The sequence below is a fragment of the Nesterenkonia massiliensis genome (assembly GCF_000455245.1).
Taxonomy (GTDB): Bacteria; Actinomycetota; Actinomycetes; order Actinomycetales; family Micrococcaceae; genus Nesterenkonia; species Nesterenkonia rhizosphaerae.
Window position 1 is genome coordinate 3,116 of sequence record NZ_HG005165.1, and the last position, 24,397, is coordinate 27,512.

General features: G+C 62.7%; 23 protein-coding genes and 1 pseudogene. 6 read left to right on the forward strand and 18 right to left on the reverse strand.

Annotated features, from left to right (window positions below; genetic code table 11):
* Positions 1-186: 186 nt before the first annotated feature.
* Positions 187-498 carry a helix-turn-helix domain-containing protein gene (locus TX78_RS13005; RefSeq protein WP_158644273.1) on the forward strand — a complete coding sequence of 104 codons (312 nt, stop codon included), beginning with the start codon at positions 187-189 and terminating at the stop codon, positions 496-498.
* A gap of 303 nt (positions 499-801) precedes the next feature.
* Here the strand turns inward: TX78_RS13005 and TX78_RS00025 are convergent, their stop codons facing one another.
* The 9 genes from TX78_RS00025 to TX78_RS00065 form a co-directional block, all read right to left on the reverse strand.
* Positions 802-1,008 (reverse strand): helix-turn-helix domain-containing protein, encoded by a 207-nt coding sequence (locus TX78_RS00025; RefSeq protein WP_044492610.1) that lies wholly within the window; start codon positions 1,006-1,008, stop codon positions 802-804.
* Between the two features lie 35 nt (positions 1,009-1,043).
* Complete coding sequence (locus TX78_RS00030) at positions 1,044-1,361, reverse strand: tyrosine-type recombinase/integrase (protein ID WP_044492612.1); 318 nt, start codon at positions 1,359-1,361, stop codon at positions 1,044-1,046.
* 144 nt (positions 1,362-1,505) lie between these two features.
* Positions 1,506-2,498, reverse strand: coding sequence for a class 1b ribonucleoside-diphosphate reductase subunit beta (nrdF, locus tag TX78_RS00035; RefSeq protein ID WP_233722098.1), 993 nt, complete (start codon positions 2,496-2,498; stop codon positions 1,506-1,508).
* 57 nt (positions 2,499-2,555) lie between these two features.
* On the reverse strand, positions 2,556-4,733 hold the full coding sequence (gene nrdE / locus TX78_RS00040) for a class 1b ribonucleoside-diphosphate reductase subunit alpha (protein WP_081652445.1): 2,178 nt from the start codon (positions 4,731-4,733) through the stop codon (positions 2,556-2,558).
* Entirely contained in the window at positions 4,700-5,137 is a 438-nt protein-coding gene (gene nrdI / locus TX78_RS00045) for a class Ib ribonucleoside-diphosphate reductase assembly flavoprotein NrdI (RefSeq protein ID WP_324603304.1), read from the reverse strand. The genes nrdE and nrdI overlap by 34 nt, the downstream gene beginning before the upstream one ends.
* Before the next feature lie 18 nt (positions 5,138-5,155).
* Positions 5,156-5,404, reverse strand: a complete 249-nt coding sequence (gene nrdH, locus TX78_RS00050; RefSeq protein WP_044492616.1) for a glutaredoxin-like protein NrdH — start codon at positions 5,402-5,404, stop codon at positions 5,156-5,158.
* Between the two features lie 328 nt (positions 5,405-5,732).
* Positions 5,733-6,737: a zinc-binding dehydrogenase gene (locus tag TX78_RS00055; RefSeq protein ID WP_044492617.1), complete on the reverse strand. Its 1,005-nt coding sequence runs from the start codon at positions 6,735-6,737 to the stop codon at positions 5,733-5,735.
* Positions 6,738-6,762: 25 nt separating this feature from the next.
* Positions 6,763-7,554, reverse strand: coding sequence for a glucose 1-dehydrogenase (locus tag TX78_RS00060; RefSeq protein WP_044492619.1), 792 nt, complete (start codon positions 7,552-7,554; stop codon positions 6,763-6,765).
* A complete protein-coding gene (locus TX78_RS00065) occupies positions 7,551-8,939 on the reverse strand; it encodes a GntP family permease (RefSeq protein ID WP_044493398.1) in 1,389 nt (462 codons plus the stop codon). The genes TX78_RS00060 and TX78_RS00065 overlap by 4 nt, the downstream gene beginning before the upstream one ends.
* Before the next feature lie 164 nt (positions 8,940-9,103).
* On the opposite strand from TX78_RS00065, the gene TX78_RS00070 reads away from it, so the two are divergent.
* The gene (locus TX78_RS00070; RefSeq protein ID WP_044492621.1) at positions 9,104-9,799 is read left to right on the forward strand and encodes a FadR/GntR family transcriptional regulator; all 696 of its coding nucleotides are present in this window, start codon (positions 9,104-9,106) and stop codon (positions 9,797-9,799) included.
* 19 nt (positions 9,800-9,818) lie between these two features.
* Here TX78_RS00070 and TX78_RS00075 read toward each other — a convergent pair whose 3' ends face one another.
* Both TX78_RS00075 and TX78_RS00080 read right to left on the reverse strand, forming a co-directional pair.
* Positions 9,819-10,769 (reverse strand): phosphoglycerate dehydrogenase, encoded by a 951-nt coding sequence (locus tag TX78_RS00075; protein WP_044492623.1) that lies wholly within the window; start codon positions 10,767-10,769, stop codon positions 9,819-9,821.
* 3 nt (positions 10,770-10,772) lie between these two features.
* On the reverse strand, positions 10,773-12,230 hold the full coding sequence (locus TX78_RS00080; protein ID WP_044492625.1) for a gluconokinase: 1,458 nt from the start codon (positions 12,228-12,230) through the stop codon (positions 10,773-10,775).
* A 90-nt stretch (positions 12,231-12,320) separates the two neighbouring features.
* On the opposite strand from TX78_RS00080, the gene TX78_RS00085 reads away from it, so the two are divergent.
* Entirely contained in the window at positions 12,321-12,977 is a 657-nt protein-coding gene (locus tag TX78_RS00085; RefSeq protein ID WP_044492626.1) for a bifunctional 4-hydroxy-2-oxoglutarate aldolase/2-dehydro-3-deoxy-phosphogluconate aldolase, read from the forward strand.
* 27 nt (positions 12,978-13,004) lie between these two features.
* On the opposite strand, the pseudogene glpK reads toward TX78_RS00085, so the two are convergent.
* Both glpK and TX78_RS00095 read right to left on the reverse strand, forming a co-directional pair.
* Positions 13,005-14,509, reverse strand: a pseudogene (gene glpK / locus TX78_RS00090) (glycerol kinase GlpK).
* 71 nt (positions 14,510-14,580) lie between these two features.
* Positions 14,581-16,347: a glycerol-3-phosphate dehydrogenase/oxidase gene (locus tag TX78_RS00095; protein WP_044492627.1), complete on the reverse strand. Its 1,767-nt coding sequence runs from the start codon at positions 16,345-16,347 to the stop codon at positions 14,581-14,583.
* A gap of 247 nt (positions 16,348-16,594) precedes the next feature.
* Between TX78_RS00095 and TX78_RS12895 the strand changes: the two genes are divergently transcribed.
* The gene (locus TX78_RS12895) at positions 16,595-17,578 is read left to right on the forward strand and encodes a GTP pyrophosphokinase (protein ID WP_069956219.1); all 984 of its coding nucleotides are present in this window, start codon (positions 16,595-16,597) and stop codon (positions 17,576-17,578) included.
* Between the two features lie 10 nt (positions 17,579-17,588).
* Here the strand turns inward: TX78_RS12895 and thiD are convergent, their stop codons facing one another.
* From thiD to chrA, 4 genes are all read right to left on the reverse strand, one after another.
* A complete protein-coding gene (thiD, locus tag TX78_RS00105) occupies positions 17,589-18,419 on the reverse strand; it encodes a bifunctional hydroxymethylpyrimidine kinase/phosphomethylpyrimidine kinase (RefSeq protein WP_044492629.1) in 831 nt (276 codons plus the stop codon).
* Between the two features lie 5 nt (positions 18,420-18,424).
* Complete coding sequence (locus tag TX78_RS00110; RefSeq protein ID WP_044492634.1) at positions 18,425-20,143, reverse strand: gamma-glutamyltransferase family protein; 1,719 nt, start codon at positions 20,141-20,143, stop codon at positions 18,425-18,427.
* Positions 20,144-20,226: 83 nt separating this feature from the next.
* Positions 20,227-21,432 carry a DUF418 domain-containing protein gene (locus TX78_RS00115; protein ID WP_049897239.1) on the reverse strand — a complete coding sequence of 402 codons (1,206 nt, stop codon included), beginning with the start codon at positions 21,430-21,432 and terminating at the stop codon, positions 20,227-20,229.
* Positions 21,433-21,562: 130 nt separating this feature from the next.
* Complete coding sequence (gene chrA, locus TX78_RS00120; RefSeq protein ID WP_233722099.1) at positions 21,563-22,801, reverse strand: chromate efflux transporter; 1,239 nt, start codon at positions 22,799-22,801, stop codon at positions 21,563-21,565.
* Between the two features lie 64 nt (positions 22,802-22,865).
* Here chrA and TX78_RS13895 point away from each other — a divergent pair, with 64 nt between their 5' ends.
* Both TX78_RS13895 and TX78_RS00130 read left to right on the forward strand, forming a co-directional pair.
* A complete protein-coding gene (locus TX78_RS13895) occupies positions 22,866-23,207 on the forward strand; it encodes a hypothetical protein (protein ID WP_147640378.1) in 342 nt (113 codons plus the stop codon).
* Between the two features lie 46 nt (positions 23,208-23,253).
* Positions 23,254-23,430: a hypothetical protein gene (locus tag TX78_RS00130; protein ID WP_158644275.1), complete on the forward strand. Its 177-nt coding sequence runs from the start codon at positions 23,254-23,256 to the stop codon at positions 23,428-23,430.
* On the opposite strand, the gene TX78_RS12360 is transcribed toward TX78_RS00130, so the two are convergent.
* Positions 23,389-24,369, reverse strand: coding sequence for an AEC family transporter (locus TX78_RS12360; protein WP_049897240.1), 981 nt, complete (start codon positions 24,367-24,369; stop codon positions 23,389-23,391). The genes TX78_RS00130 and TX78_RS12360 overlap by 42 nt on opposite strands.
* Between the last annotated feature and the right edge of the window lie 28 nt (positions 24,370-24,397).

Below are 24,397 nucleotides of genomic sequence, written 5' to 3' on the forward strand. Positions count from 1 at the left end.
CTACGTGACCAGATCCCTGCTCGACACCGGAGGATTCAGACCCTACCTACACTCTTATCTGCGATGAGCCGGATTATTCCGGTCGCGTGGGGGGGGTCTGGCTGTGGCGCAGGACCTTGGGGGCGTGGGCTAGGAGGTTCCGCTGGGCGAGGCCACGAAAGATGCGCGGGGAGCTCATGGAGTCCGTTGCGTGAAGAAGCTCGCCAGGCTGCGGAACTGATGTGCAGCGACCTCGCACGCCGAGGGGCGCTGGCCGAGCTCGCCGTCGAAGTCCACCTCTCGGTTCCGCAGTTCCATCGGATATGCACTCAAAGCTACGGGACCAGCCCGCTGGGATACCTCACCAGGTTGCGTGTCCAGGAACTGGCCCGACTGCTGCGCGAGACGGACGAGCCAATCGAGGGGCTGATGCCGCGGTTGGGGTGGATCGCCCGCGGACATGGTGCGAGGTTCTTCCACCAGCACACCGGGATGTTTCCCCTGGAGCACAAGAGGTAGACCGCGGGCAGGCTGGTGGGGTCCGTCCGATGTGTCAGCGGCCGATGCCCACGCCATGGAGCTCTGACTGAGCCCGGCATGGGTAGCTGCTGATGAGGCGGTGCCGCCACCGGGAAAGATGAACAGGCCGGAGTTGCGGACCACTGTGGAGGTGGAAAATTTCCACGTCCACCCTCCTGCCCCAGGGTCGAGAAGACACCAACAGGATATCGCTGCAGCGTCACAGCATCTAGACCACAAGCGTTCGCCTGGACACCCGCCGGGGAAACGGGAGACTTTCACCCGTTCCCCCGGCGGTGCGGTTCACTTCATCGACGGGATTTCTACCAGCAGGCGTTCTTCGAGTTCGCGTAGGTCCACCCGTACGAGTCGACCTACGCGGTAGCCGTGCACGGTGCCGTCAGCTATACGACGTCGAATGGTCTTCACCGAGACGCCGATCTGTTCGGCCGCTTCCGCGAGCGAAACCAGCTGTTGATCGGCTGATGACTTCTTGTCCTGTGTTGCCATGACGCGTCACCCCCTTTCTTCGTGGCTCTGACATCTCATAGGTGTCCATCTCCGCCCTGGCTGTCCTTATTTGCCTTCTTTCGGGCCTCGATTTTGGCCTGAGCCGTTCTGCTCATTCGCTCAGCCAGCTCCCGGTCCCGTGCCATGGTGCTGTGCTGGTAGCGCAGGACGACTCGGATGTCTGAGTGACCCCCGCGGCGCATCAGCTCGGCCAGCGTGGCTCCCTCTTGGGCGAAGATAGTCAGTCCCGTATGGCGTAGATCGTGGAAGCGATAACGGTAGGGCAGGTCGTCGTGCGCGGCATCCCCTTTCCCATCGGGAAGGTGTGCTCGTGCCCCCCGGCGTGCCCGCATGTACGGCTGCTGGTGTGCATCTTCGTCCTCCTGTGTTCGTTAGGAGGAGGCACGAAAAAGGGCCCGGACCTGCAGAAACCTGCGGATCCGGGCCCCTTACCAGGCCCTACGGCGACAACTCAGGACATCTGTCTCTCGAAAGTCTCAGAAGTCCCAGTCATCGTCTTCTGTTTCGACGGCCTTGCCGATCACGTAGCTGGAGCCGGAGCCGGAGAAGAAGTCGTGGTTCTCGTCCGCGTTCGGGCTCAGTGCGGAGAGGATCGCGGGGTTCACGTTGGTGACCTCCGATGGGAACATCGCCTCATAGCCGAGATTCATCAGCGCCTTATTGGCGTTGTAGTGCAGGAACTTCTTCACATCCTCGGTCAGGCCCACGCCGTCGTAGAGATCCGCGGTGTACTGGATCTCGTTCTCGTACAACTCGAAGAGCAGGTCATAGGTGTAGGCCTTCAGCTCCTCGCGGCGCTCCGGGGTCTCCTGCTCCAGGGCGCGCTGGTACTTGTATCCGATGTAGTAACCGTGGACAGCCTCATCACGGATGATCAGGCGGATGATGTCCGCTGTGTTGGTCAGCTTCGCCCGTGAGGACCAGTGCATCGGCAGGTAGAAGCCGGAGTAGAAGAGGAAGGACTCCAGGATGGTGGAGGCCACACGCTTCTTCAGCCCGTCGCCGCCATGGTAGTAATCCATGACGATCTGCGCCTTGCGCTGCAGATTCGGGTTCTCCTTGGACCAGCGGAAAGCCTCGTCGATCTCCTTGGTGGAGCACAGGGTGGAGAAGATCGAGGAGTAGGACTTCGCGTGCACGCTCTCCATGAACGCGATATTGGTCAGCACCGCTTCCTCGTGCTGAGTCAGCGAATGCGGGATCAGCGCCACCGCGCCCACCGTGCCCTGGATAGTGTCCAGCAGGGTCAGGCCGGTGAAGACCCGCATGGTGAGGACTTTCTCCTCCTCCGTGAGGGTGGCCCAGGACTGGACGTCATTGGACACCGGCACCTTCTCAGGCAGCCAGAAGTTGTTGACCAGCCGGTTCCAGACCTCTCCGTCCTTCTCATCCTGGAGGCGGTTCCAGTTGATGGCCTCCACGTGTGAGAGCAGGGATGAAGAGGTGGGGGCTTCTGCTGATGTGGTCACGCCGGTGTTGTCCTTCTTCTCGTGGCGAATGCGGTAGGCAGGTTAGAACGGCATGCTTTAAAGCATGCAGGACACGCAGCCCTCGACTTCGGTGCCTTCCAGTGCGAGCTGGCGCAGACGGATGTAGTAGAGGGTCTTGATGCCCTTACGCCATGCGTAGATCTGCGCCTTGTTGATGTCGCGCGTCGTCGCGGTGTCCTTGAAGAACAGCGTCAGGGACAGACCCTGATCCACGTGCTGGGTGGCAGCAGCGTAGGTGTCGATGATCTTCTCGTAGCCGATCTCGTAGGCATCCTCGTAGTACTCGAGGTTGTCATTGGTCAGGTACGGCGCCGGGTAGTAGACGCGACCGATCTTGCCTTCCTTGCGGATCTCGACCTTCGAAGCCACTGGGTGGATCGAAGAGGTCGAGTTGTTGATGTAGGAGATCGAGCCGGTGGGCGGCACAGCCTGCAGGTTCTGGTTGTAGATGCCGTACTGCTGGATATCAGCCTTCAGCCGGCGCCAGTCTTCCTGAGTGGGGATGTGCACATGAGCGAAGAGCTCACGCACCCGCTGGGTCTTGGGCTCCCAGGTCTGCTCGATGTACTTATTGAAGAACTCGCCGCTGGCGTAGCTGGAGTTCTCGAAGCCATCAAAGGTCTCGCCAGTCTCCTGGGCGATCTTATTGGACGCCCGCAGGCAGTGGTACAGCACCGTGTAGAAGTAGATATTGGTGAAGTCCACGCCCTCTTCGGAGCCGTAGTGCACATGCTCACGTGCCAGGTAGCCGTGCAGGTTCATCTGCCCCAGGCCGATGGCGTGGCTGCGCTTATTGCCCTCAGCAATGGAGGGAACCGACTCGATATAGGACATATCCGAGACTGCGGTCAGCGAGCGGATAGCCGTCTCAATGGTCTGCCCGAGGTCCGGGGAGTCCATGGTCTTGGCAATATTCAGTGAGCCCAGGTTGCAGGAGATGTCCTTGCCAACCTGCGCGTAACCCAGGTCAGGGTTGAACTGGCTGGGCTCAGAAACCTGAAGGATCTCGGAGCACAGGTTGGACATGGTGATCCGGCCAGCAATCGGGTTGGCGCGGTTCACGGTGTCCTCGAACATGATGTACGGGTAACCGGACTCAAACTGGATCTCAGCCAGGGTCAGGAAGAACTCGCGAGCGCTGATCTTGGACTTGCGGATGCGCGCGTCGTCGACCATCTCGTAGTACTTCTCGGTCACCGAGATCTCACTGAACGGCTTACCGTAGACGCGCTCGACGTCATACGGGCTGAAGAGGTACATGTCCTCATTCTTCTTCGCCAGCTCGAAGGTGATATCCGGGATCACCACACCCAGGGAGAGGGTCTTGATGCGGATCTTCTCATCCGCGTTCTCTCGCTTAGTGTCCAGGAACCGGTAGATATCCGGGTGGTGAGCGTTAAGGTACACCGCGCCAGCGCCCTGACGGGCACCGAGCTGGTTGGCGTAGGAGAAGGAGTCTTCCAGCAGCTTCATCACGGGGATCACACCGGAGGACTGGTTCTCTATCTGCTTGATGGGCGCGCCATGCTCACGGATATTGGTCAGTGACAGGGCGACGCCGCCGCCGCGCTTTGACAGCTGCAGAGCAGAGTTGATGCCCCGGGCGATGGACTCCATGTTGTCCTCGATGCGCAGCAGGAAGCAGGAGACGAGCTCGCCTCGCTGCTTCTTACCGGCGTTGAGGAATGTAGGAGTAGCAGGCTGGAAGCGCCCGGAGATCATTTCCTCCATGACGCGGGTAGCCATCTGCTCATCACCGCGGGCCAGGTGCAGGGCCACCATGCAGACGCGGTCCTCGAAGCGCTCCAGGTAGCGCTTGCCGTCGAAGGTCTTCAGCGCATAGGAGGTATAGAACTTAAAGGCACCCAGGAAGGTGGGGAAACGGAACTTATGTCCGTAGGCCTGGTCCCAGAGGCTGCGGATGAACTCCCGGCTGTACTGCTCGAGAGTCTCGATCTCGTAGTAGTCGTTATCAACCAGGTACTTCAGCTTCTCGTCCAGGTCATGGAAGAAGACAGTGTTGACGTTGACGTGGTCCAGGAAGTACTTTCGGGCCGCCAGCTGGTCGGCCTCGAACTGGATCTTGCCATCGGCACCGTAGAGGTTCAGCATGGCGTTGAGCTCGTGATAGCTCAGCCCCTCCCACTGCGGGGGGACGTCCTTGGCCAGAGGCGGCTCTTCTATGCGGCTGAGAGGCTTGACTGCTGTTTCCAAAACTCTTCCAATCCCTTGTGAACCCTGGACACATCTTCGGTGGTACCCATGAGTTCAAACCTGTACAGGTGGGGAACTCCGCATTTAGCGGCGACAATATCGCCTGCGATGCAGTAGCTCTCGTGAAAATTTGTATTGCCCGCGCCGATGACGCCGCGCAGCAGCTTCCGGTTGGACTCCACATTGAGAAATTTGATGACCTGCTTTGGCACCGAACCCTTGCCCCCGTTAGCCCCATATGTGGGGAGGATCAAGACGAAGGGCTCGGTAGCTTCCAGGGTGTCGTCGCTGGTGTGAAGCGGAAGTCTGGCGGCCTGCCCTTGGGGCAGCCGCAGCTTCTCTACGAATCGGTGCGTATTATTCGACACCGACGAGAAGTAGATCAGCTGTGCAGCGGTCCGCACGGGCTTCTCATCCGGCAATCAGGCGACTGCTGCAGCCTCTTCAGCTGCAGCCAGCTCGGAGATCTTGTCAGGGCGGAAACCGGACCAGTGATCGTTCTCGGTGATCACCACGGGAGCCTGCATGTAGCCCAGTGCGCGCACACGCTCCAGGGCCTCGGCATCCTGGGAGATGTCCACGGTCTTATAGGTCACGCCGTTCTTGTCCAGAGCACGGTAGGTGGCATTGCACTGCACACAGGCTGGCTTGGTGTAAACGGTGACGCTCATACTGCTCCCCTTGGTGATCGTGGTTTTGATGCGTCCATCAGACGGCTATAACGCCTGTCTTGCGGCGGTGGTTCAATACTACATCTTGGGTTTGGTGAAGTCATCAACCACTAGATGCTGTACTCACACCTGTGTAGTTTCTCCACCGGCTATGCACAGCCCCTGTGGAGGCCGCCCGGGGCGGAATGACGCGGATGGCCTCACTTTCACGGGTGATTCTCCACAGCCGGGCAGGGTCAAACTCCACCGGAAAAAAGATCTGCGCCCACCACGCCGTCGGCGTGTCGTGAGCGCAGATCCACTTTCTGGAGCTTCAACTACCGGGCGTTCAGAGCTTCAGCACGACCTTCCCGCTGACCTGGGAATCCCGGGCGGCAGCAAAGGCCGCTTCAGCCTCCTCAAGACTGAACTCATGGGTGATCACACTTTCGATCCCAGGATCGGCAGCCAGCAGCTTAATCGCCGCGGTAATCTCATCCTTGAAGCGGAAGGTGCCCAGGAGTCTCAGCTCCTTCGCAATATAGGGGGCGAGATTCACCGGTCGGGGCTCATTGGGCACCATGCCCACCTGCACCACAGTTCCAGCCGGTCGTGCCGCAGCCAGTGCCGCCGAGATGGCGACCGGTGCTCCAGAGCATTCAAGGACCACGTCATAGGCGCTGACCTTCAGCTGGGACTCGGCCACATTGATGACCTCATCAGCGCCCAGCTGCCGCGCTCTCTCCAAGGGTCCCTCCAGCACGTCGCTGATATCCACCGTGGCCGCTCCGGCGGCCCGTGCCGCCACCAAGGTCAGCAGGCCGATAGGACCTGCACCGGAGACCAGGACTCGCTGACCCTGCAGGTTCCCGGCCCGGGCAACCCCGTGCATGGCCACCGCCAGTGGCTCGGCCAACGCCGCTCTGCGCACGGGAAGTCCCTCCGGCAGTGGAATGACCATCCGCTGGTCTACCACCAGCTGGTCAGCAGCAGCGCCTTGGGTGTGCGGCCACGTGGAGGCGCTGCCCAGGTAAGAGCCACCTGGCCACAGATGCGGGAACTCACGGTAGTCAGCCTGCTCGGTTCCAAACCGTGCCGGATGCACTGTCACCGGCTGGCCAGGACTGAAGACCCCCGAGGGATCCAGCGCTACACGACCGCTGAGCTCATGCCCGGGAACCAGAGGTTCACGGACCACGAACTCCCCGTTGGCGCCTTCATAGTAATAGTGGAGGTCCGAGCCGCAGATGCCGACGTAGTCGACGTCGATCAGCACTTCTCCTGCCTCAGGACGCGGCGGATCAATATCCTTCAGCACGGCCTGCTGAGCGGACTCGATGAAGAGGGCACGCATTGTTCTCCTTGACTGAATCTTGGTACTACACGACTGCGGTCATGCCGCCGTCGACGAAGATGTTCTGACCCGATACGAAACTGGATGCCTCTGAGGAGAGGAACAGCAGCGCTCCGGTGAGTTCCTCGAAGCTGCCCCAGCGGCCAGCCGGAGTGCGGGCGCGCAGCCAGGAGTCAAAGGCTCCATCCTCAACCAGCGCCTTGTTCATCTCGGTGGCGAAGTACCCTGGAGAAATGGCGTTGACCTGAATGTTGAAGCGGGCCAGATCCGCAGCCATACCCTTGGTCAGCTGGGCGATGCCGCCCTTAGTTGCTGAATAGGGAGCAATGGTCTGCCGCGCCAGATGCGACTGAACCGAGGCGATATTGATGATCTTCCCCGACCCGCGCTCCACCATGGCCGGCGCGATGAACCGGGTGACGTAGAAGGCACTGGTCAGGTTGGCTGCCACCAGCGCATCCCAGTCCTCCGGGTCGAATTCATGGATCGGAGCTCGTCGCTGCAGGCCTGCGTTGTTGACCAGGATGTCCGGCACCGCGTGCTGAGTCAGGAGCGTCTCGACGGCGTCCTGGACGGCTGCCTTGTCAGTGACGTCGAAGCGTACGCTGACTGCAGGGCTTCCAGTGCGTTCCTGGATCAGCCGCGAGGTCTCCTCCAGGGCAGCCGCATCGCGGCCGTGCAGGATGACCTGCGCCCCGGCATCGGCCAGGGCACAGGCCAGGGCCCGCCCAAGCCCCCGGGAAGACCCGGTGACCAGGGCGAGCTTGCCTGTCACATCAAAGAGCCGAGCAGAGCCAGATGGTGCCTGTGCGCTCACAGTGCTGAAACTCCCAGGTAGATGATGGATACCAGAGCAAAGCCGACAACCGACTGGAGGGCCTGCTGCACGGTCCAGGTCTTCAGGGTGGTCTTGACGTCCATACCCATGAGTCGGCCCACCAGCCAGAATCCAGAGTCATTGACATGCCCGGCGAAGACCGAGCCCGCTGCGGTGGCCAGCACAATACAGGCCACCTGAAGTTCATTGAAGTCTCCGGCAATCACAGCCGGGGATGCCAGGCCTGCGGCGGTCACCAGCGCGACTGTGGCAGAGCCCTGGGCCAGGCGGATCGCCACGGCGATCAGGTATGCGGCCAGGATGACCGGCATGCCGGTGCCGGAGAGGGTGTCAGCAATGGCCTCACCGATGCCGGAGGCCCGCAGCACCCCACCGAACATGCCACCAGCGCCGGTGATCAGGATGACCGAGGCCACCGGGCCCAGTGCCGAATCCAGCAGCTTCTCCAATGCGGTGCCGTTTTCGCCGCGGCGGTAGCCCAGCACCAGGGTGGCCACCACAACGGTGATCAGCAGTGCGATGCCGCTGGTGCCGATGAACATCAGGCTCTGGACCCACAGCTGGTCGCCGTCAACCACTCCGGCTGAGGACAGCGTGTTCAGTCCGGTATTGAAGAGAATGAGGGTCATAGGAGTCAGCAGCAGTGCCACAACGGTGCCTACCGACGGCGGGTTGGCCGGCTGGTCGTCGTCGCGCTCGCCGAAGATCGTGGGCACCGGAACCATGACACGGTCGGCCACGAAACGGCCCCACAGGTATCCAGCGATGTGCCAGAGCGGGTAGGCGATCACCAGACCGACCAACAGCACCAGGCCGATGCTGGCTTCATAGAACTCACTGGCGGTGACCGGGCCCGGGTGCGGGGGCAGGAACACGTGCATCACTGAGAATGCCGCTGCGGTGGGGATGCCGAAGAGCAGCACCGACTTATCCGAAATGCGGCGCGCCACGGCAAACACGATGGGCAGCATCATGACCAGGCCGGCGTCGAAGAACATCGGGAAGCCCAAAAGTAGGGATGCGATACCAAGCGCCAGTGGAGCGCGTTTCTCCCCGAAGACGCTGAGCATCTTGTCCGCCAGGGCCTTCGCACCACCGGAGTGCTCAATGAGCCGGCCCAGCATGGCACCCAGAGCCACCAGCAGGGCCACACCAGCTAGTGTGCTGCCGAAGCCGTCAGTGAGCACATCGCTGATGGCGTTCATCGGCACGCCGGCCACAATGGCAGTCAGCGCCGAGACGATGATCAGGGTGATGAAGGCATGCACCTTGAACTTGATGATCAGAATGAGAATGAGAGCGATCGCTCCCGCAGCTATGGCCAGAAGTGGCCCGGTGCCCAGAGTCTGGGTCCATTCGTCCATGACAATCTCCATTGATGTAACAGGAACTCGTGCGATTCGCAGTTGCTGTGTCGCGTATCACAGGAAAGTGATCGCGGTCGAGCCTGCCACAAACATCACACCTTTAGCAACAACTGGTCATATCTGTGACGCACTGCACGCGCCGATCACCTAGTCTTAATCCCATGTCCCAGGCTTCTCACACTTCCGTACTCGACGACCTCGGCCGCCGAATAGCAGGCGGCGAACTTCCGCCCGGCACTGTACTGACGCTGGCCGGACTCGAGCAGGAGTACGGAGTCTCCCGCACTGTCATCCGGGAGTCGGTGCGGGTCCTGGAATCCAAAACCATGGTGGCATCCAAACGGCGCGTGGGGGTGACCGTGACGCCCATGCACCGCTGGCATGTACTGGACCCGGTGCTGATCCGCTGGCGGCTGGAGTCTCCCGCCCGTGCCCAGCAGCTTGTGGCGCTGACCGAGCTGCGCCTGGCTGTTGAACCAGCTGCAGCCCGGCTCACTGCCATCCGAGCCTCCGAGGACGCCCGGGCAGAGATCGGTCGGCTGGCCGCGGTGCTGAAGGAACTTGGGGACTCAGGTCGCGGTGACACCGAGGAGTACCTTGCCGCCGATATCGCCTTTCACAATTGTCTGCTCGAGGCCTGCGGAAACCTCATGCTGAGCGCCATCAAGGAACCGATTGCCCAGGTCATCGGTGGCCGCCATCGGGCAGGCCTCACTCCAGCAGAGCCGGTGCACGCCTCGCTGCACAACCACGTGGAAGCCGCCGCGGCCATAGTCCGTGGAGACGCCGACGGCGCAGAGTCCTATGTGCGGGCCTATGTCGAGTCAATCCTCGGTGAGGTCCGCACTATCGGCTGAGCCTGGCCCTGACCAGGGCTTAGTCCACCGGGTTGAGCGGCTGGCCTCCATCCAGAACCGTTAAGAGGTTCTTCACCGCCGCGGCGGCCGTACGCTGCACCGATTCCTCACTGTGCGCTCCGGAATGCGGCGTGGCGACCACCCGCGGGTGTCCGACCAGCAGGGAGTCGGTAGGCGGTTCGGTCTCGTAGGCATCCAGCCCGATGCCATGAAGATGCCCGGCATCCAGCGCCTGGGCCGCCGCCTGTTCGTCGATGAGGCCGCCGCGAGCCGTGTTGATGATGATCGCACCCTGCGGCATAGCGTTGATGCGCTCGGCAGAGACGATATGCCGGGTGTGCTCGTTGAGCGGGATATGCAGGCTCAGGACGTCGCTGTGGGCGAAGATCTCTTCCAGTTCCGCAGCAGTGACACCCAGCTGGCCCATCTGCTCTGCGCTGAGACCGGGATCAAACCCGAGGACTTCCATGCCTATGCCCTGCGCCATTCGCGCGGTGGCAGCCCCGATGGCGCCCAGGCCCAGGACTCCGAGGCGTCGCCCAGCCAGTTCGATTCCTTGGAAGCGCGGCCATTCACCAGCTGCCACCGCGGTTGAGGTCTGCGGGATCTGACGTGCGACGGCGAACATCAGACCCACGGCCAGTTCCGCCACGGAGTGGCCATTGGCACCCGGGGTGTTTGTCACGCGCACACCAGCTGACCGTGCTGCCTGAAGATCGATCCGGTCGTAGCCCACGCCGTAACGGGCGACGACGGCAAGCTGAGGCGCAGCCGCGAAGACCTCTGCACTGAAGGTGTCCAGTCCCGCGATGACGCCGTCGACGTCTCTGAGCGCAGGGATCAGCTCATCGGGGCTCATGGGCCGACCGTAGGGGTTGGTGACCAGCTCTACCCCGCGCTCGCGCAGCGGATCCAGTGCGGCAATGCCGAGGTTCTGTGACAACGAGGTCGGGGTGATGAGGATCTTCACTGCTCACTCCATCAGGGTTGATGATTCGGGATTGGTACGGGTATAGCCCTCGAGGTAGCGGTCAAATTCAGCCGCATAGTAGTCCGCCAGCTCTGGCCGGGGGCTGACGATGCGCCGGTTCTCCTCACGGAAGGCCGGCTGATCGTCAGCGATTCCAGCGGCACGCAGCCCCATGCGGACAGCACCGACCACCGAGCTGTGCTGCAGGGCTGAGAGCTCCATCTCCGCGCCGAATACATCGGCAGTCAACTGGGTCCAGAACGGAGAGGACAGCACTCCCCCGGAGAGGATGATCCGCCGCGGGGTGCCGTTGAGCGCCGTGAGTTCGCGGTAGCAGTGGTACAGCGAGAACGTGACCCCATGCAGCACCGACTGGTACATCTGCGCACGGGTATGAGCCGGGTGCAGCTCCAGGAAACCGCCGCGGCGCTGGTCCTGCCAGCCGGGACACCGTTCACCGAAGAGGAAGGGCATGAACAGCGGAAGGTCTACAGGCCCTGCGGTGAGCTGAGGTTCAAGATCGGCGTAGGTGGTACCGGGTTCAAAAAGCCGGTCTTTGGCCCAGTCCACGCAGTTGGTGCACCCCGAAGCTGCCGCGCCGGAGAGCCATCCCACCGGAGATCGGTAGGACCAGGTGCTCATCCGCGGGGAGAACGACGGGGCCGAGACCGCAAAGCGCAATGCCCCGGACGTCCCCATGGAGAAGGTCATGTCCCCTTCATCAGTGGCGGCATTGCCGACCTGGTTCATCCCACCGTCGGGTCCGGGAACCAGCACCGGGATTCCGGGGGTCAGTCCCAGCAGTGCTGCTGCCTCAGCAGTCAGTGGAGCAGTAGTGTCCTCGGACTTCAGCTCTGGCAGTACCACATCCTCCAGTTGCAGGCGCGCCAGCACTTCGCTGTCCCAGTCACAGGTTTCGGCGTTGAGCAGACCCGTTCCCGAGGCTTGGGAAATACTGGTCCACCGCTGTCCGGTCAATCGCGCAAAGTTGTAACTGTTCTGATCCAGCACCAGCCCACCAGAGATACTGATTCCGCGTTCCTTCAGCAGCATGAGCTTGAACGCCGGGTAGATGGCGTTGACCATGCACCCGGTGCGCCGGTAGAACCAGGCGGTGAAGTCGGCGTCCTCGCGCAGTGCGGAGCAGAGATCCTGCGCGCCGGTATAGGGCCACTCCTGCACCGGCGAGATCTCACCGAGACTGGACTCGCCCTGCTGAGAACTTCTCAGGGTCATCCCGTGCCAGGTTCCGGACAGCGTGAGCATCTCCACCTGGCGCCCGGCTGCGGCTTCCCGCCCCAGGCTCATCAGCTGGGTGAAGATGCTCTCGGCTTCACGGACGGAGGAATCCTCTCCGGGGATATCAAAACGGCGAGTGGCGACCTCCACCTCTTGGGTGGCGGTATCGAAGAGCATGGACTTGGCCGACGTCGTGCTCGCTTCGAGGGCGAGAATAATCATGCAGTCGCTTCCTTGGGTCTGCGGTGAGAAACTTCTCCAATGGTATGATCATTTCAGTTAAAAAGTGAACTGGAGCACAGGAGGCCAAGGATGTCCACCCACGCCAGCGGCGGTATTCTCGATCAGCTCTCGGTGGTCGGAGTCATCCCGGTGATCTCTGTAGACAGCGCTGCCCAGGCGCGGGACCTCGCCTCAGCACTGTGCGACGGCGGCCTCCCGGCAGCCGAAATCACTTTTCGCACCCCCGCTGCCGCCGAGGCCATCGCGGCCGTGGCTCACGCTGGCACTGACATCCTGCTGGGCGCCGGAACGGTCATCACCGTTGAGCAGGTCGACCAAGCCGCCGCAGCCGGTGCCAGCTATATCGTCTCCCCCGGCACCTCCCAAGCCGTGATCCAGCGCGCTCAGGAGCATGGTTTAGCGGTGCTGCCCGGTGCGGTGACCGCCACTGAAATTCAGGCGGCCCTGGAACTGGGCGTGGAGACGGTGAAGTTCTTCCCTGCTGGAACCTCAGGCGGTCCGGCGGCCATCAAGGCGCTGTCTGCGCCATTCGGCGGTGTCTCCTTTGTGCCGACCGGCGGTGTCAACCTGACCAACCTTGAGGATTACCTCAGCATTCCGGCAGTACGCGCCGCCGGCGGGTCGTGGATGGTCCCGCAAGACAAGATTCGGGCCGGTCAGTTCAGCGACATCCGCGAACTTGCCGCAGAGGCCGCTGCCGCAGTCGCACGCATCCGCGCCAGCTGATCGGTCTGTGGAGGCCTACCTCCGGGCCTAGCTCTCGACCCAGTCGAAGGACCGCGTGACGGCTTTCTTCCACTGATCCAGCCGCTGCTGCCGCTCCTGAGCACTCATCCGCGGAGACCAACGGGCGCCCTCCCGCCAGTTGGTCTTCACATCCTGGGTCGATTCCCAGAAGCCCACTGCCAGTCCAGCCGCATAGGCAGCACCCAGAGCGGTGGTCTCGATGACCTCAGGACGCACGACGTCGACCCCGAGGATGTCAGCCTGGAACTGCATCAGCGTGTCATTGACGACCATGCCGCCGTCGACCTTCAACTCAGTGAGGTCCTCCGGAGCCGAGGCGTTCATGGCCTCCACCACCTCAGCAGACTGGAACCCTACTGCTTCAAGGGCCGCCCGGCAGATGTGGTCGGCGTTGACGTAGCGGGTGAGCCCCACGATCACCCCGCGGGCATCAGAGCGCCAGTACGGGGCGAAGAGACCGGAGAAGGCCGGCACCACGAAGCAACCGCCGGAATCCTCCACCTGCTGAGCGCGGGTCTCTGACTCAGCCGCCTCGGAGATGATGCCCAGGTTGTCCCGCAGCCACTGGATCAGGGAACCCGTCACGGCGATGGAGCCCTCCAGGGCATAAACCGGCTTCTGATCCCCGAACTGGTAGGCCACCGTGGTCAGCAGACCGGCGTCGTTATGCACCGGCTCCTCACCAGTGTTCATCAACATGAAATTCCCGGTGCCATAGGTGTTCTTGCCCTGTCCGGGCTCAAAGCAGGCCTGTCCTACCGTGGCCGCATGCTGGTCGCCCAGCATCCCGGCGATGGGCACTCCCAGCACCAGGCTGCGGTCATGGCCTTCGGCATAGACCTCTGAGGAGGAGCGGATCTCCGGCAGCATCGCGGTGGGGACACCGATCTGCTGACAGATCTGCTCATTCCAGTCCAGGGTGTCAATATTCATCAGCAGCGTGCGGGAGGCATTGGTGACATCGGTGATGTGCACTCCCCCGCTGCGTCCTCCGGTGAGGTTCCACAGCAGCCAGGTGTCCATGGTGCCGAACGCCAGCTCGCCGTTCTCGGCCCGCTGGCGCGCACCGTCCACATGGTCCAGAATCCAGCGGATCTTCGGACCGGCGAAATAGGTGGCCAGAGGCAGACCAGTCTCGGCTTTGAATCTGTCCGAACCGCCGTCTTGAGCCAGTTCATCGCAGATGCTCTGGGTGCGGGTGTCCTGCCAGACGATGGCGTTGTAGATGGGCTGCCCGGTATGGCGATCCCAGACCACTGTGGTCTCACGCTGATTGGTCAGCCCCACTGCGGCCAGCTGGTTGCGGCTGATATCCGCATCGGCCAACGCCCGCCCGATCACCTCACGGGTATTGCGCCAGATCTCAGCGGCGTCATGCTCCACCCACCCGGCCTGCGGGAAGCGCTGCTGGTGTTCCTTCTGACTGGAACCGGCACCGCCCCGCTGTGATCAAAGACAACGGCGCGGGTGGAGGTGGTGCCCTGGTCAATGGACAGTACGTATTCGCTCATCATTCTCCTGGCACGCCGGCTTCTGCTGCGGACTCTTCAACTGAGGCGTCTTCTAAGGGCGTGGGCTCCACCTACTGGCCCGGGACCGGATAGTTAGCTGCGATCAGTTCTGCTGCTTCTGTATCTGAGGTGGTCTGCTCGGCTGCTCTCTGGGCCTTGATATAGGCCCGGTAGGAGTCGACTTCCGCCTGCTCCTGCTCCGCATTCCAGCCCAGCAGCGGCGCGGCGATCGCTGCGACCTCAGCGGCGGCATCAACCCCACGGTGGCGGGTCTCATAGATCATCCGGGTGCGCCGGGAGAGCAGGTCATCCAGGTGCAGGGCACCTTCGCTGGTGCAGGCGTAGGCGATCTCAGCACGCAGATACCCCGGTGCGGCCTCCAACGGCCGCCCTAGAGAGGCATCCTCATCGATAAGCTCCAGCACTTCGCGGATCAGACTGCCGTAGCGTCCCAGCAGCCGGTCCACGCGCTCCGCATCCCAGCCGTAGTCTTCAGCGATCTGCTCTGCGCGTTCACTCCACTCCCCGAAGCCCACTGCCCCGGTCAGCGGCATAGTCTCGGTCAGCGAATCGCGGTTCCGATACTCATCGGCAATGGCGAAGTCCACCGCATCCGCGGCCATCACCCGATAGGTGGTCAGTTTCCCTCCGGCCACACCGGTCAGACCGGGGGCCAAATGCATCACCGTATGTTCGCGGGAGACTTTGGCGGAGGCGTCGTCGTTGGTCTTCACCGGCTGCAGCAGCGGCCGCAGTCCGGCCCAGGTGGCCAGCACGTCATCGCGGGTGAGGTCCCCTCCCAGCACCGCATTGGCGTGTTCTAAGACATAGTCGATATCTGCAGCGGTGGCAGCCGGAGCATCCACTGCCTGGTGCCAGGAGGTATCGGTGGTGCCTACTGCCCAGACATCGCGCATGGGAATGATGAACAGCACCGATTTGTCGGTCTGGCTGATGATGCCCACTGTCCCGGATGCGACAATCCGGTCCTTGGGCACCGTGATGTGGATCCCCTTGGAGGCAAGCACCTTCAGCCCCGCACTGTCTGTCCTGCCGGAAGGTGTGTCCTTCAACGCCATCTGCTGGGCTTCTCCGGTCCAGACACCGGCGGCAAGGATGATCTGCCGTGCGTGAATGCGGTGCAGCCGATCAGTGAGATGGTCCACGACGACGACGCCGGTGATCCGCTCCGGATGCTGCGGATCCTCCCGCAGATACTCGGTGACCTCGGTGCGGGTGGCCACCGCCGCGCCCAGACTGTGAGCCGAGCGGGCCAGGGTCAGCACCAGCCGGGCGTCATCAACTTGGGCATCGTAGTACTCCAGCCCACCGCGGTATTTCTGCTGGTCCAATCCGGCAAACCGTTCAGCCAGGCCCTTATTGCCCAGATGTCTGTGGAATGGCACAGCGCGGGAGCGCGCCCCACGCAGCAGCGAGGACCCCGAGGCCAGTGCGTCATAGAGCGAAACACCAGAACCGATGAATGCGCGCTCCACCACATGACGTTCGAAGGGAAAGATAAAAGGAAGCGGCCGCACCAGATGCGGGGCGAGTCGGCGCAGCAGCAAGTCCCGCTCGCGCAGCGCCTCGGCCACCAGTTTGAAGTCCAGCATCTGCAGGTAGCGCAGCCCGCCGTGGATGAGTTTCGAAGACCGTGAAGAGGTGCCCTCACCAATGTCCCGGGCTTCCACCAGGCCGGTATTCAGGCCCCGAGTGGCGGCGTCGAATGCCGCGGCCGAGCCGACCACGCCACCACCGATCACCAGAACGTCCAACGGATCCTCGCGCGTGGTGGCGGCCATCCGGGCCACCGCTTCATTGCGCGAAGAAAGGCTCATCGGCTGAGGCTTCACTAGGGCTGCGACCTCCTCTTATGCGTGGTCATCCCAGCCTAAGCTATTGACCCGACGATGTCTCAAGGGTCTTCACAGCCAGCGCATTTAGGGTCGATGATTGAGGATGTTGCGCCGGTCACGCTCGGCCAGAGCGACCGCGCCGTCGTAGCATCATCAGTACAGCACGATCGATGAGATGCACCACGTATCTGAAGCAACACCGAACAGACACCACCGAGGAGAGGCCCCGATGTCCTCTGGCCTGACCCCCACCGATGAGATCCCTACACAGGGAATCCCGGGCCGGCATCATCCGGCACAGGAGATCGCCAAGCATATCCCCGAGAAGGAGATGGCCAGCACTGAGCTGGGGGCCAAACTAGCGGAGAAGGGCGACGCCGACCTCTACCGTCAGCTGCTGAATCAGCTTCACAGCAAAGCCGATGAGAACGGTTCCACTGACTCGGTCAATCGGATGATCGATATTCGCCGCCAGCTCACCGAGTTCCAGCTGCACTATAAGTTCGGCATGGATGAAGTGCTGACCAAGATCAATGTCCTGCGCGAAGAGTTCGAACACACCCGGGACTACTCCCCCATCGAGCACGTGAACTACCGGCTGAAGTCCCTTGACCGAATTCTGGACAAGGTACAGCGCTATGGCTGCGAGCCCACCCTGGAGTCCATCCGGCACGCCATCCGCGACATCGCCGGGATCCGCATTACCTGCAGCTTCGTCTCCGACGCCTACTGGGTGGCGGAGATGCTGTGCTCGCAGCCGGATCTGCGCGTGGTGGAGGTCAAGGACTATATTCGTACGCCCAAGCCCAACGGCTACCAGAGCCTGCATGTGATTCTGCAGGTTCCGGTGTTTCTCTCCAATCGCACCGAGTTCGTCTACGTGGAAGTCCAGATCAGGACTGTGGCCATGGACTTCTGGGCCTCGCTGGAGCACAAGATCTACTACACCTACGACGGCGAAGTGCCCGGCCACATCTTGGACGAGCTGCGCGACGCCGCGTCAAAGGCCACTGCCTTGGATGCCCAGATGGCTGATATCCGCGATAAGGTCACCGCCCTGCGCCGTCAGGCCCCCAGCGCCGGTGAAGGCGCCACCGGACCAACTCCCTCAGATAGGCCCGATCCTGCCCAGTGGTTCCAGCGAGCCGGCGACGACCCGGCATGGAACTGGGACCAGATCGTAGACCGCGCAGGCGGGGATCCGCTGAACTAGAACGGCAGGGTCACCACAGCTGTGCGAAGTGCTGGATGGGGCCATGACCCAGGCCCACTTCAAGCTCATCTGCGGCGCCCAATGCGGCAGTCATCCATTCTTTGACCAGCGGCAGGCTCTCAGCCCAGCTGTATCCACCTGCGGCCAGCGTGGCAAACGCCGCCGAGACTGAGCAGCCGGTGCCATGGGTGTTCTTGGTGTCCACTCGCGGGCTCACCGCGCTGACGGGTTCTGGCCGCTGGCCGTCTCGCTTGGGGAACACCAGGGTATCGGTGACTTCAGCGCCCGTGAGGTGCCCTCCCTTAGAAAGGACGACGACGTCGTGGGCATCGGCCACCCGCTGAGCCTGATCCAGCAGATCCGGCTCCTCAGCGGCGGGTTCTGCACCGGCCAGCAGTGCCAACTCCGGAACGTTGGGGGTGATCAGATCAGCCCGGTGCAGGAAGTCGATGAGGGCGCCCTCGGCTTCAGCATCCAGCAGCCGATCTCCGCTGGTGGCCACCATCACCGGGTCAACAACCAGGGCCGGGCGCTGACCCTGCGGGTAGGTTGAGTCCCACCACTGAGCGACTGTGTTGATTATCGGCACAGTGCCCAGCATCCCGATCTTCACTGCATCTACCGCGACGTCGTCACTGACGGCATCCAACTGCGCGCGCAGAAAGTCAACCGGCGGCACGTGAATCTCCCGCACCCCTTGAGTGTTCTGCGCCACCAGAGCAGTGACCACACACATGCCGTAGCCCTGAAATGCGGCAAAGCTCTTCAGGTCGGCCTGGATGCCAGCGCCACCTGTGGGGTCGGTGCCGGCGATAGAGAGGATATTGGGGATCTGGCGCATAGGTATCAGTCTATGATCCGGTGGGCCCCCTCGCGGCGCGAGTCATCCACGCTAGTCACCGTGCCTTCTTCATAGTTGATCTCCAAGGGTTGGACCGAACCGAAACTGGAGGAGGCATCTGGCCATATTTCTGTGGCCCATCCGGCATCCTCGAGCGCTTCGGCTACTGCATCGTCAATGCCTTCTTCCAGGTATATGGACTCCTGATCCGCCCGGAATCTGGGCAGGGCCACTGCGTCCTCCAGGCTGCGTCCGTGCAATCCCCACTGGGTGAGAACGCTGCCGAGGATATTGAGGATCTGGTGCCCTCCTGGGCTGCCGATGATCAGCACAGGCCTGTCCTGATCATCCAGGACCATCGCCGGATGCGACCAGGTGACGGTACGCCGTCCCGGGGCGGGTTGATTGGCTCCTGAAGGAATGGCGTCGAACCGGGAGAGGTGGTTATTGACGAAGTAACCGTCCACCATTTGTCCCGAACCCCAGAAGTACATGATCGTATTGGTCATTGAGACACTCAGCCCAGTCTCATCCACCACGCTGATATGGGTTGTGTTGGCACCGCGCTGACTGTCCGGAACGCCCTGACCCTCTTCGGCTGACCCTGCCTGAGGCTCAGCGCTGTCTGCGGCTGCCTGCGGGGACAGATCGATCTGGGCATTGGCATCGGCATCAGTGAGCCGCTCCACCGGCACATCAACAAACGCCGGATCGCCGATCTCGCTGTAGACGGTCTCCTCGGCCACCAGCCACGCATCCGAGAGCAGATCGATGTACTCGGCCGTTCCGGGTTCGGTTTCCGCAATGCCGTGTGCCTCAGCGATCTGCAGCATCTGCACCATGGCCGGTCCCGGCAGCGATGGAGCTGGCGCGAGGATCTGATACTCGCCGAAACTGCCGGCAACCGGCTTATCCAGGACCACCTCATAGTCAGCCAGTGATTCTGTGTCCACCCCCTCGACCTCCTCGGCCAGGGACTCAGCGAGCTCTCCGGTGTAGAAGTCCTGCCATCCCGCCTCGCTCAGACGCTGCAGGGTCTGGGCCAGCTCCGGCTGCACCAGCTGTTCACCGGCACTGAGCGGTTCTCCCCCGGGGGCATAATTCTCCAGATCCGCGATGGCCGCCTCGCCGTCGGGCTGGGACATCCGCAGCGCGAGGAATGGGCTGAGTTCGAAGCCCTCAGCGGCCAGCTCCTGGGCCGGTGCCAGCAGATCCGACCACTCCATAGACCCATACTCTTCATGGAGCTGACCCATACCGGCCACAAATCCGGGCACGCCGCTGCCGGAGTCGGGAATCTCGCCGTCGTTATTGACCACTTCGCGGTAGTCGTGGAAGATCGGCTCGCCTTCGGGCCCGGCGATGATCACCGAGCCTCCCCCTCCGATACCTGAGGCATAGGGTTCCACTACCGAGACTGCGAAAGCTGTGGCGATCGCAGCATCCACCGCATTGCCGCCGTCGGCCAGTATGCGCTCTCCTACCTCCGCTGCCAGCGGATGCCCCGCACTGACGCCCTGCTGCTGCAGCAGCTGCTCACCGGATTCGGGGCGCTGGTCAGGGGGCTCAGGTGAGGTCGACGGCGGTGGGGGTGTCTCCTCCCCCACTGGGGGCCCCGAGTCCTCGTTGCTGAACTCATCGAGCACCCCGCAGGAGGTGAGCGCCAGCGCGGCCGCGGCGGTCAGGGCCAAGGGGGCCGCTAGGGGGCTTCCGTGGTGTCGCATAGTGTCACTTTCTCTACGGGTCACGTCGGGATCGGGTCACTTCAGAATCTGCGTCATCTCGGGATCACAGCCGGGATCACAGCTCAGAACGGTTCTGCGGCCGGCTCAGTTCCCTGCGCCGGATCCTTTTGCAGGGCAGTGGCCGGCGGCAGTTCAGTGGTGGAGCGTCGTGGGCGGCGCGGGTGAGGGCGCTCGTACCTGCGTCGGCGGTGTCGTTCCGGAGGACGGTAGGACACCTGGAGGAACGACGGCGGCTTGCGCAGCAGCATTTCCAGCGGACCATACCGCAGATTCGCGATCCACACTGTGGCGAACAGCACAAGCCCTCCCATCATCGCCACACTGATCAACAACCCCTGCGCCGGGGTGTCCGGGGCGGGCCGGACGATGAATGCGATGATGATCAAGTGTGCGGTGTAGGCGGTCAGCGGCATCTGGCCCACCGCCACCAGGGCCTTAATGCCACGGCCCATCCGGGGCACCACTATCAGCAGCAGACCAATGGTGAAGGCCGCGGTGCCTGAGGCACTGATCAGCCACAGCGGCATCTGCGAATGGCCGAATGCCGACACCATTCGGTCCCAGCCCACCTGGGTCTGATCCGGATGTCCGAAGACCCTCACCAGCACCCGTGACAGCAGCCAGGCACCGGCTCCGGCCGCTGCCCCACCACCGAGCAGCCGGCGCTGGATGCGGGGGTTGCCCAGGGGCTGCCGGCCCAGCCATACTCCCAAGAAGAAGGGTGCGATCCAGACGACGAGCGGATAGGGCCCGGAGACCAGGATGGCCGCGGCGATGGCCCAGGGAGTATCCCCCAGTTCAGCCGGATCGATATGGAAGTCGGTCAGCTGGCGCACCAGGATCCACACCACCGGCCCCAGGAATGTGGAGGCCATGGCTGTCCAGAAAAGCCACCTCATGGGCATCCGTACCACGAATGCCGCAAGGAAGAACAGTGCCGCATAGGTAGGGAGAATGACGTTGACGTCATGATTCAGAAGCTGCAGCACTAGGCCGAGTCCCAGCAGCAACAGCCCACGCCACATCAGGGTGGAACGTCTCGTGATGCCCTTATTCAGGGCACGACGGGCCAGGAACGTCACCCCAATACCGGCCAACACGACGAAGAGGATCGATGCCCGACCATTCAGTGCTCTGATGATCCAGGAGGCAATGCCTTCTGTGGTGTAGGGCCCCACATTGACGATGATCATGCCGAACACTGCCAGGGCACGTGCTACATCCAGCGCATAAAGGCGTGTGGTGCCTCGGGATTGGCTGCTCACCATCGTGGAGGCGCCTTTCGCTGATGGGGGCGGTGTCCAGTGTGCTGCATGGTCGCCGGACACGCTATCCAGCTCACCTGCAGGTTTGCTGAACGCCCAGCTCAGCCGGTGCTTTCTCCTGTTGGTGCCAGTTCTACAGCAGCACCCAGCCGAGAAGTCCGGCTGCAATGACCACACCCCAGGCGGGAACCCGCCAGTTGTTCAGTGCCACAAAGGCCGCCACCGTGAAGCACAGTGCCAGGGTGGGGTTATTGACGTCCATAATCCCTGCGGTGAACACCGGAGTGTAGAGGGCAGCGGCGAGGACACCGACCACCCCGGCGTTGAAGCCCAGCAGGGCCTTGCGCGCGGTGCGGTTTCCGCGCAGTCGCTCCCAGAAGCTGACACAACCGATTACCAGCAGGCCCCCGGGCAAGAAGATAGCGACGACGGCCAGTGCCGCTCCCAGCAGCCCGGTGGGCCCTTCCAGGGTGGAGGCGCCGAGGAATCCGGAGAAGGTGAAGAGCGGCCCGGGTACGGCCTGGGCCGCTCCATAGCCGGCGAGGAAGACGCTGGGGTCGATCAGTCCGGTCCCCACAGTTTCGGACTCCAGCAGCGGCAGCACTACATGGCCGCCGCCGAACACCAGGGCACCGGCGCGGTAGAAGGTGTCAAACAGCGCCAGCGCGGAGTTGCCGGTGGCTGCCACCAGTGCGGGCAGGCCAAAAAGCAGGCCGAAGAACAGCGTCAGACAGGTCACTGACACGGCCTTGGGGATCCGCAGCGGGAAAGCGTCGTCTCCGTTGGGGGCATCATCGGGCGCTTTGAGCCACAGCAGTCCCACCACACCGGAGAGCGCGATGGCCGCGACCAGAATGAAGGGGCTGGGGACCAGCAGCACCACGATCATGGAACCCACCGCAATAGTGGCCCGTGGCGGATCCGGTGTGAGGTTCTTGGCCATACCCAGCACCGCATGGGCCACCACTGCCACCGCGGCTGCCTTGAGTCCGTGGATCCACCCGGCGTCGGAGAGATCACCGGCCGCGGAGACGCCGTAGGCGAAGGCCACCAGCAGCAGCACTGAGGGCATCGTAAAGGCGAACCATGCCGCGAAGAGACCACCGACTCCTGCGCGCTGAAGCCCCAAGGCCATACCCACCTGGGAGGATGCCGGTCCGGGAAGGAACTGGCACAGCGCCATCAGATCCGCATAAGCCTTCTCGGTGAGCCATTTGCGCCGGACCACAAAAGCCTCGCGGAAATACGCGATATGGGCCACCGGTCCACCGAAACTGGTCAGTCCCAATCGCAGGAAGACAAGAAAAACCTCCAGGACACTGCCCGGCTTCTTCTGTTCGGGACTCTCAGGGTGGGTAGCTTGGTGACTCACGATCCTCGATCCAACGTCAAAAAGGTAAACAGCTGGGAAACAGCTTAAACTGCCCCTCTTGAGCGTGAGCTGGATCACCCCTGGAATCACTGAGGACTTTCTGCGCGGCATCGTGGAATGCGAGCCGACGACGGCGGGGCTCACACCCCAACGCCTTCCCGCCTGGGCACGCGCTCAGATCCCTGACCCCCAGGCACAGCGGACGGTTCAGCTCAGCTCCGGGGTCAGGGTGACATTGTCTACCCGCGCCACCCGGCTCCAGCTGGTGACTCGGGCTGAGAAGAACCCCGCTGATGAACCGTGGAAGCCAGAGCCGGTCTATGACGTCTACATCGACGGTGAGCTGTTGATCCAGCGCGTCTCTGAGCTTCAGCCAGATCTCCCCGCTATGGTGCGGCATTCATGAATCCACACCCGGTCCGGTGGCCTGGGATGTGGTGGAGGAGAACGGGGTGCGCAGACAGAAGTTCTGGTCCACCGGGGATCCGGATGATCTTCATCCCGGACCAGCCGCACATCAGCTCATCGGCGAGCGGTTCGCCCAGCTGGTCTTCGGTAGCGATGGAGTGCTCTCCCCAGCGAGCGGCTCAGAGCAGGAACTCAGCCACCAGCGGCAGCGTGATCAGTGAGAGTCCGGTGCTTGCCACCAGAATCGCAGCAGCCAGCCGACCATCGCCGTCGTATTCCTGGGAGAAGAGGAACACTGTGGTGGAGGACGGCGTGGCGGCCAGGATGATCAGTGCCCCCGCCCATACCGGGCCCAGCTGCGCGGAGAAAGGCAGCACCGCGACAGCTGTCAGCAGCGGCAGTACTGCGAGCTTTGCGGCGGTTCCCAGCGCGATCGGTGCCAGCGGGACACCGCCGCTGCGTATTCCTTCCAAGGCCGGGTGCAGTGCCAGCCCCACGCAGAACAGCGCAAGCGGAACCGCAGTGCCGCCGAGCATCGCCACCGGCTCATCAAACAGCTCCGGCATCTGCAGCGGCGTGAAGACCACGGTCAGGGCCAGCACCATGAACAGCAGCACCGGATTTAACAGCACAGCACGTTTGACGATCGGCCACAGCCGGGTCCGCCACAGGTCGCCTAGCCCCTGAGGCGCACCGTCGGCTGCCGCTGAAGCGTTGACTGCTGTGCGTACCAGCGGATATGCATTCATGAAGAAGATGTTGTGGGTCATATGCACAATTCCGGCCGCGAGACCAGCTTCGGGACCGATGATGCCAATGGAGATGGGGATCCCGAAGTATCCGACATTGCCGAAGCTGCCAGCCAGCGCAGTCGGTGCGGCCCCGGCCCGGGAAGCCGCGCCGAAGACCCGGCACAGGAAGTAGAGCGCAACTGAGAGAGCCGGGGTCACGACAAGGATGATCACAAACACTGCCGGGGGCACCGCGCCCAGTGGTGGGGCGGTCACCATTGCGGTATAGATGAACGTCGGCAGCGCGAAATAGAAGATGAAGGCATTGAGATGTATCGCGGCGTCGCGGAAGCGGCGGATGAAGCCGGCAGCGAAGCCCACCAGCACCACCAGGAACATCGGCCCGATGACGGCCAGCATCTCTAGCATGGTGGTTGCCTATTCTCGTGGTCTTATG

Bases quoted from the DNA above. Each gene is read 5' to 3' on its own strand.
- TX78_RS00095 (WP_044492627.1), bottom strand. From the start codon at position 16,347: ATGAGCCTTTCTTCGCGCAATGAAGCGGTGGCCCGGATGGCCGCCACC.
- TX78_RS00080 (WP_044492625.1), bottom strand. From the start codon at position 12,230: ATGATTATTCTCGCCCTCGAAGCGAGCACGACGTCGGCCAAGTCCATG.
- TX78_RS00025 (WP_044492610.1), bottom strand. From the start codon at position 1,008: ATGGCAACACAGGACAAGAAGTCATCAGCCGATCAACAGCTGGTTTCG.
- TX78_RS00115 (WP_049897239.1), bottom strand. From the start codon at position 21,432: ATGGTGAGCAGCCAATCCCGAGGCACCACACGCCTTTATGCGCTGGAT.
- TX78_RS12360 (WP_049897240.1), bottom strand. From the start codon at position 24,369: ATGCTAGAGATGCTGGCCGTCATCGGGCCGATGTTCCTGGTGGTGCTG.
- TX78_RS00055 (WP_044492617.1), bottom strand. From the start codon at position 6,737: ATGCGTGCCCTCTTCATCGAGTCCGCTCAGCAGGCCGTGCTGAAGGAT.
- nrdH (WP_044492616.1), bottom strand. From the start codon at position 5,404: ATGAGCGTCACCGTTTACACCAAGCCAGCCTGTGTGCAGTGCAATGCC.
- TX78_RS00030 (WP_044492612.1), bottom strand. From the start codon at position 1,361: ATGCGGGCACGCCGGGGGGCACGAGCACACCTTCCCGATGGGAAAGGG.
- thiD (WP_044492629.1), bottom strand. From the start codon at position 18,419: ATGCGCCAGATCCCCAATATCCTCTCTATCGCCGGCACCGACCCCACA.
- TX78_RS12895 (WP_069956219.1), top strand. From the start codon at position 16,595: ATGTCCTCTGGCCTGACCCCCACCGATGAGATCCCTACACAGGGAATC.
- TX78_RS00110 (WP_044492634.1), bottom strand. From the start codon at position 20,143: ATGCGACACCACGGAAGCCCCCTAGCGGCCCCCTTGGCCCTGACCGCC.
- TX78_RS00085 (WP_044492626.1), top strand. From the start codon at position 12,321: ATGTCCACCCACGCCAGCGGCGGTATTCTCGATCAGCTCTCGGTGGTC.
- TX78_RS00065 (WP_044493398.1), bottom strand. From the start codon at position 8,939: ATGGACGAATGGACCCAGACTCTGGGCACCGGGCCACTTCTGGCCATA.
- TX78_RS00070 (WP_044492621.1), top strand. From the start codon at position 9,104: ATGTCCCAGGCTTCTCACACTTCCGTACTCGACGACCTCGGCCGCCGA.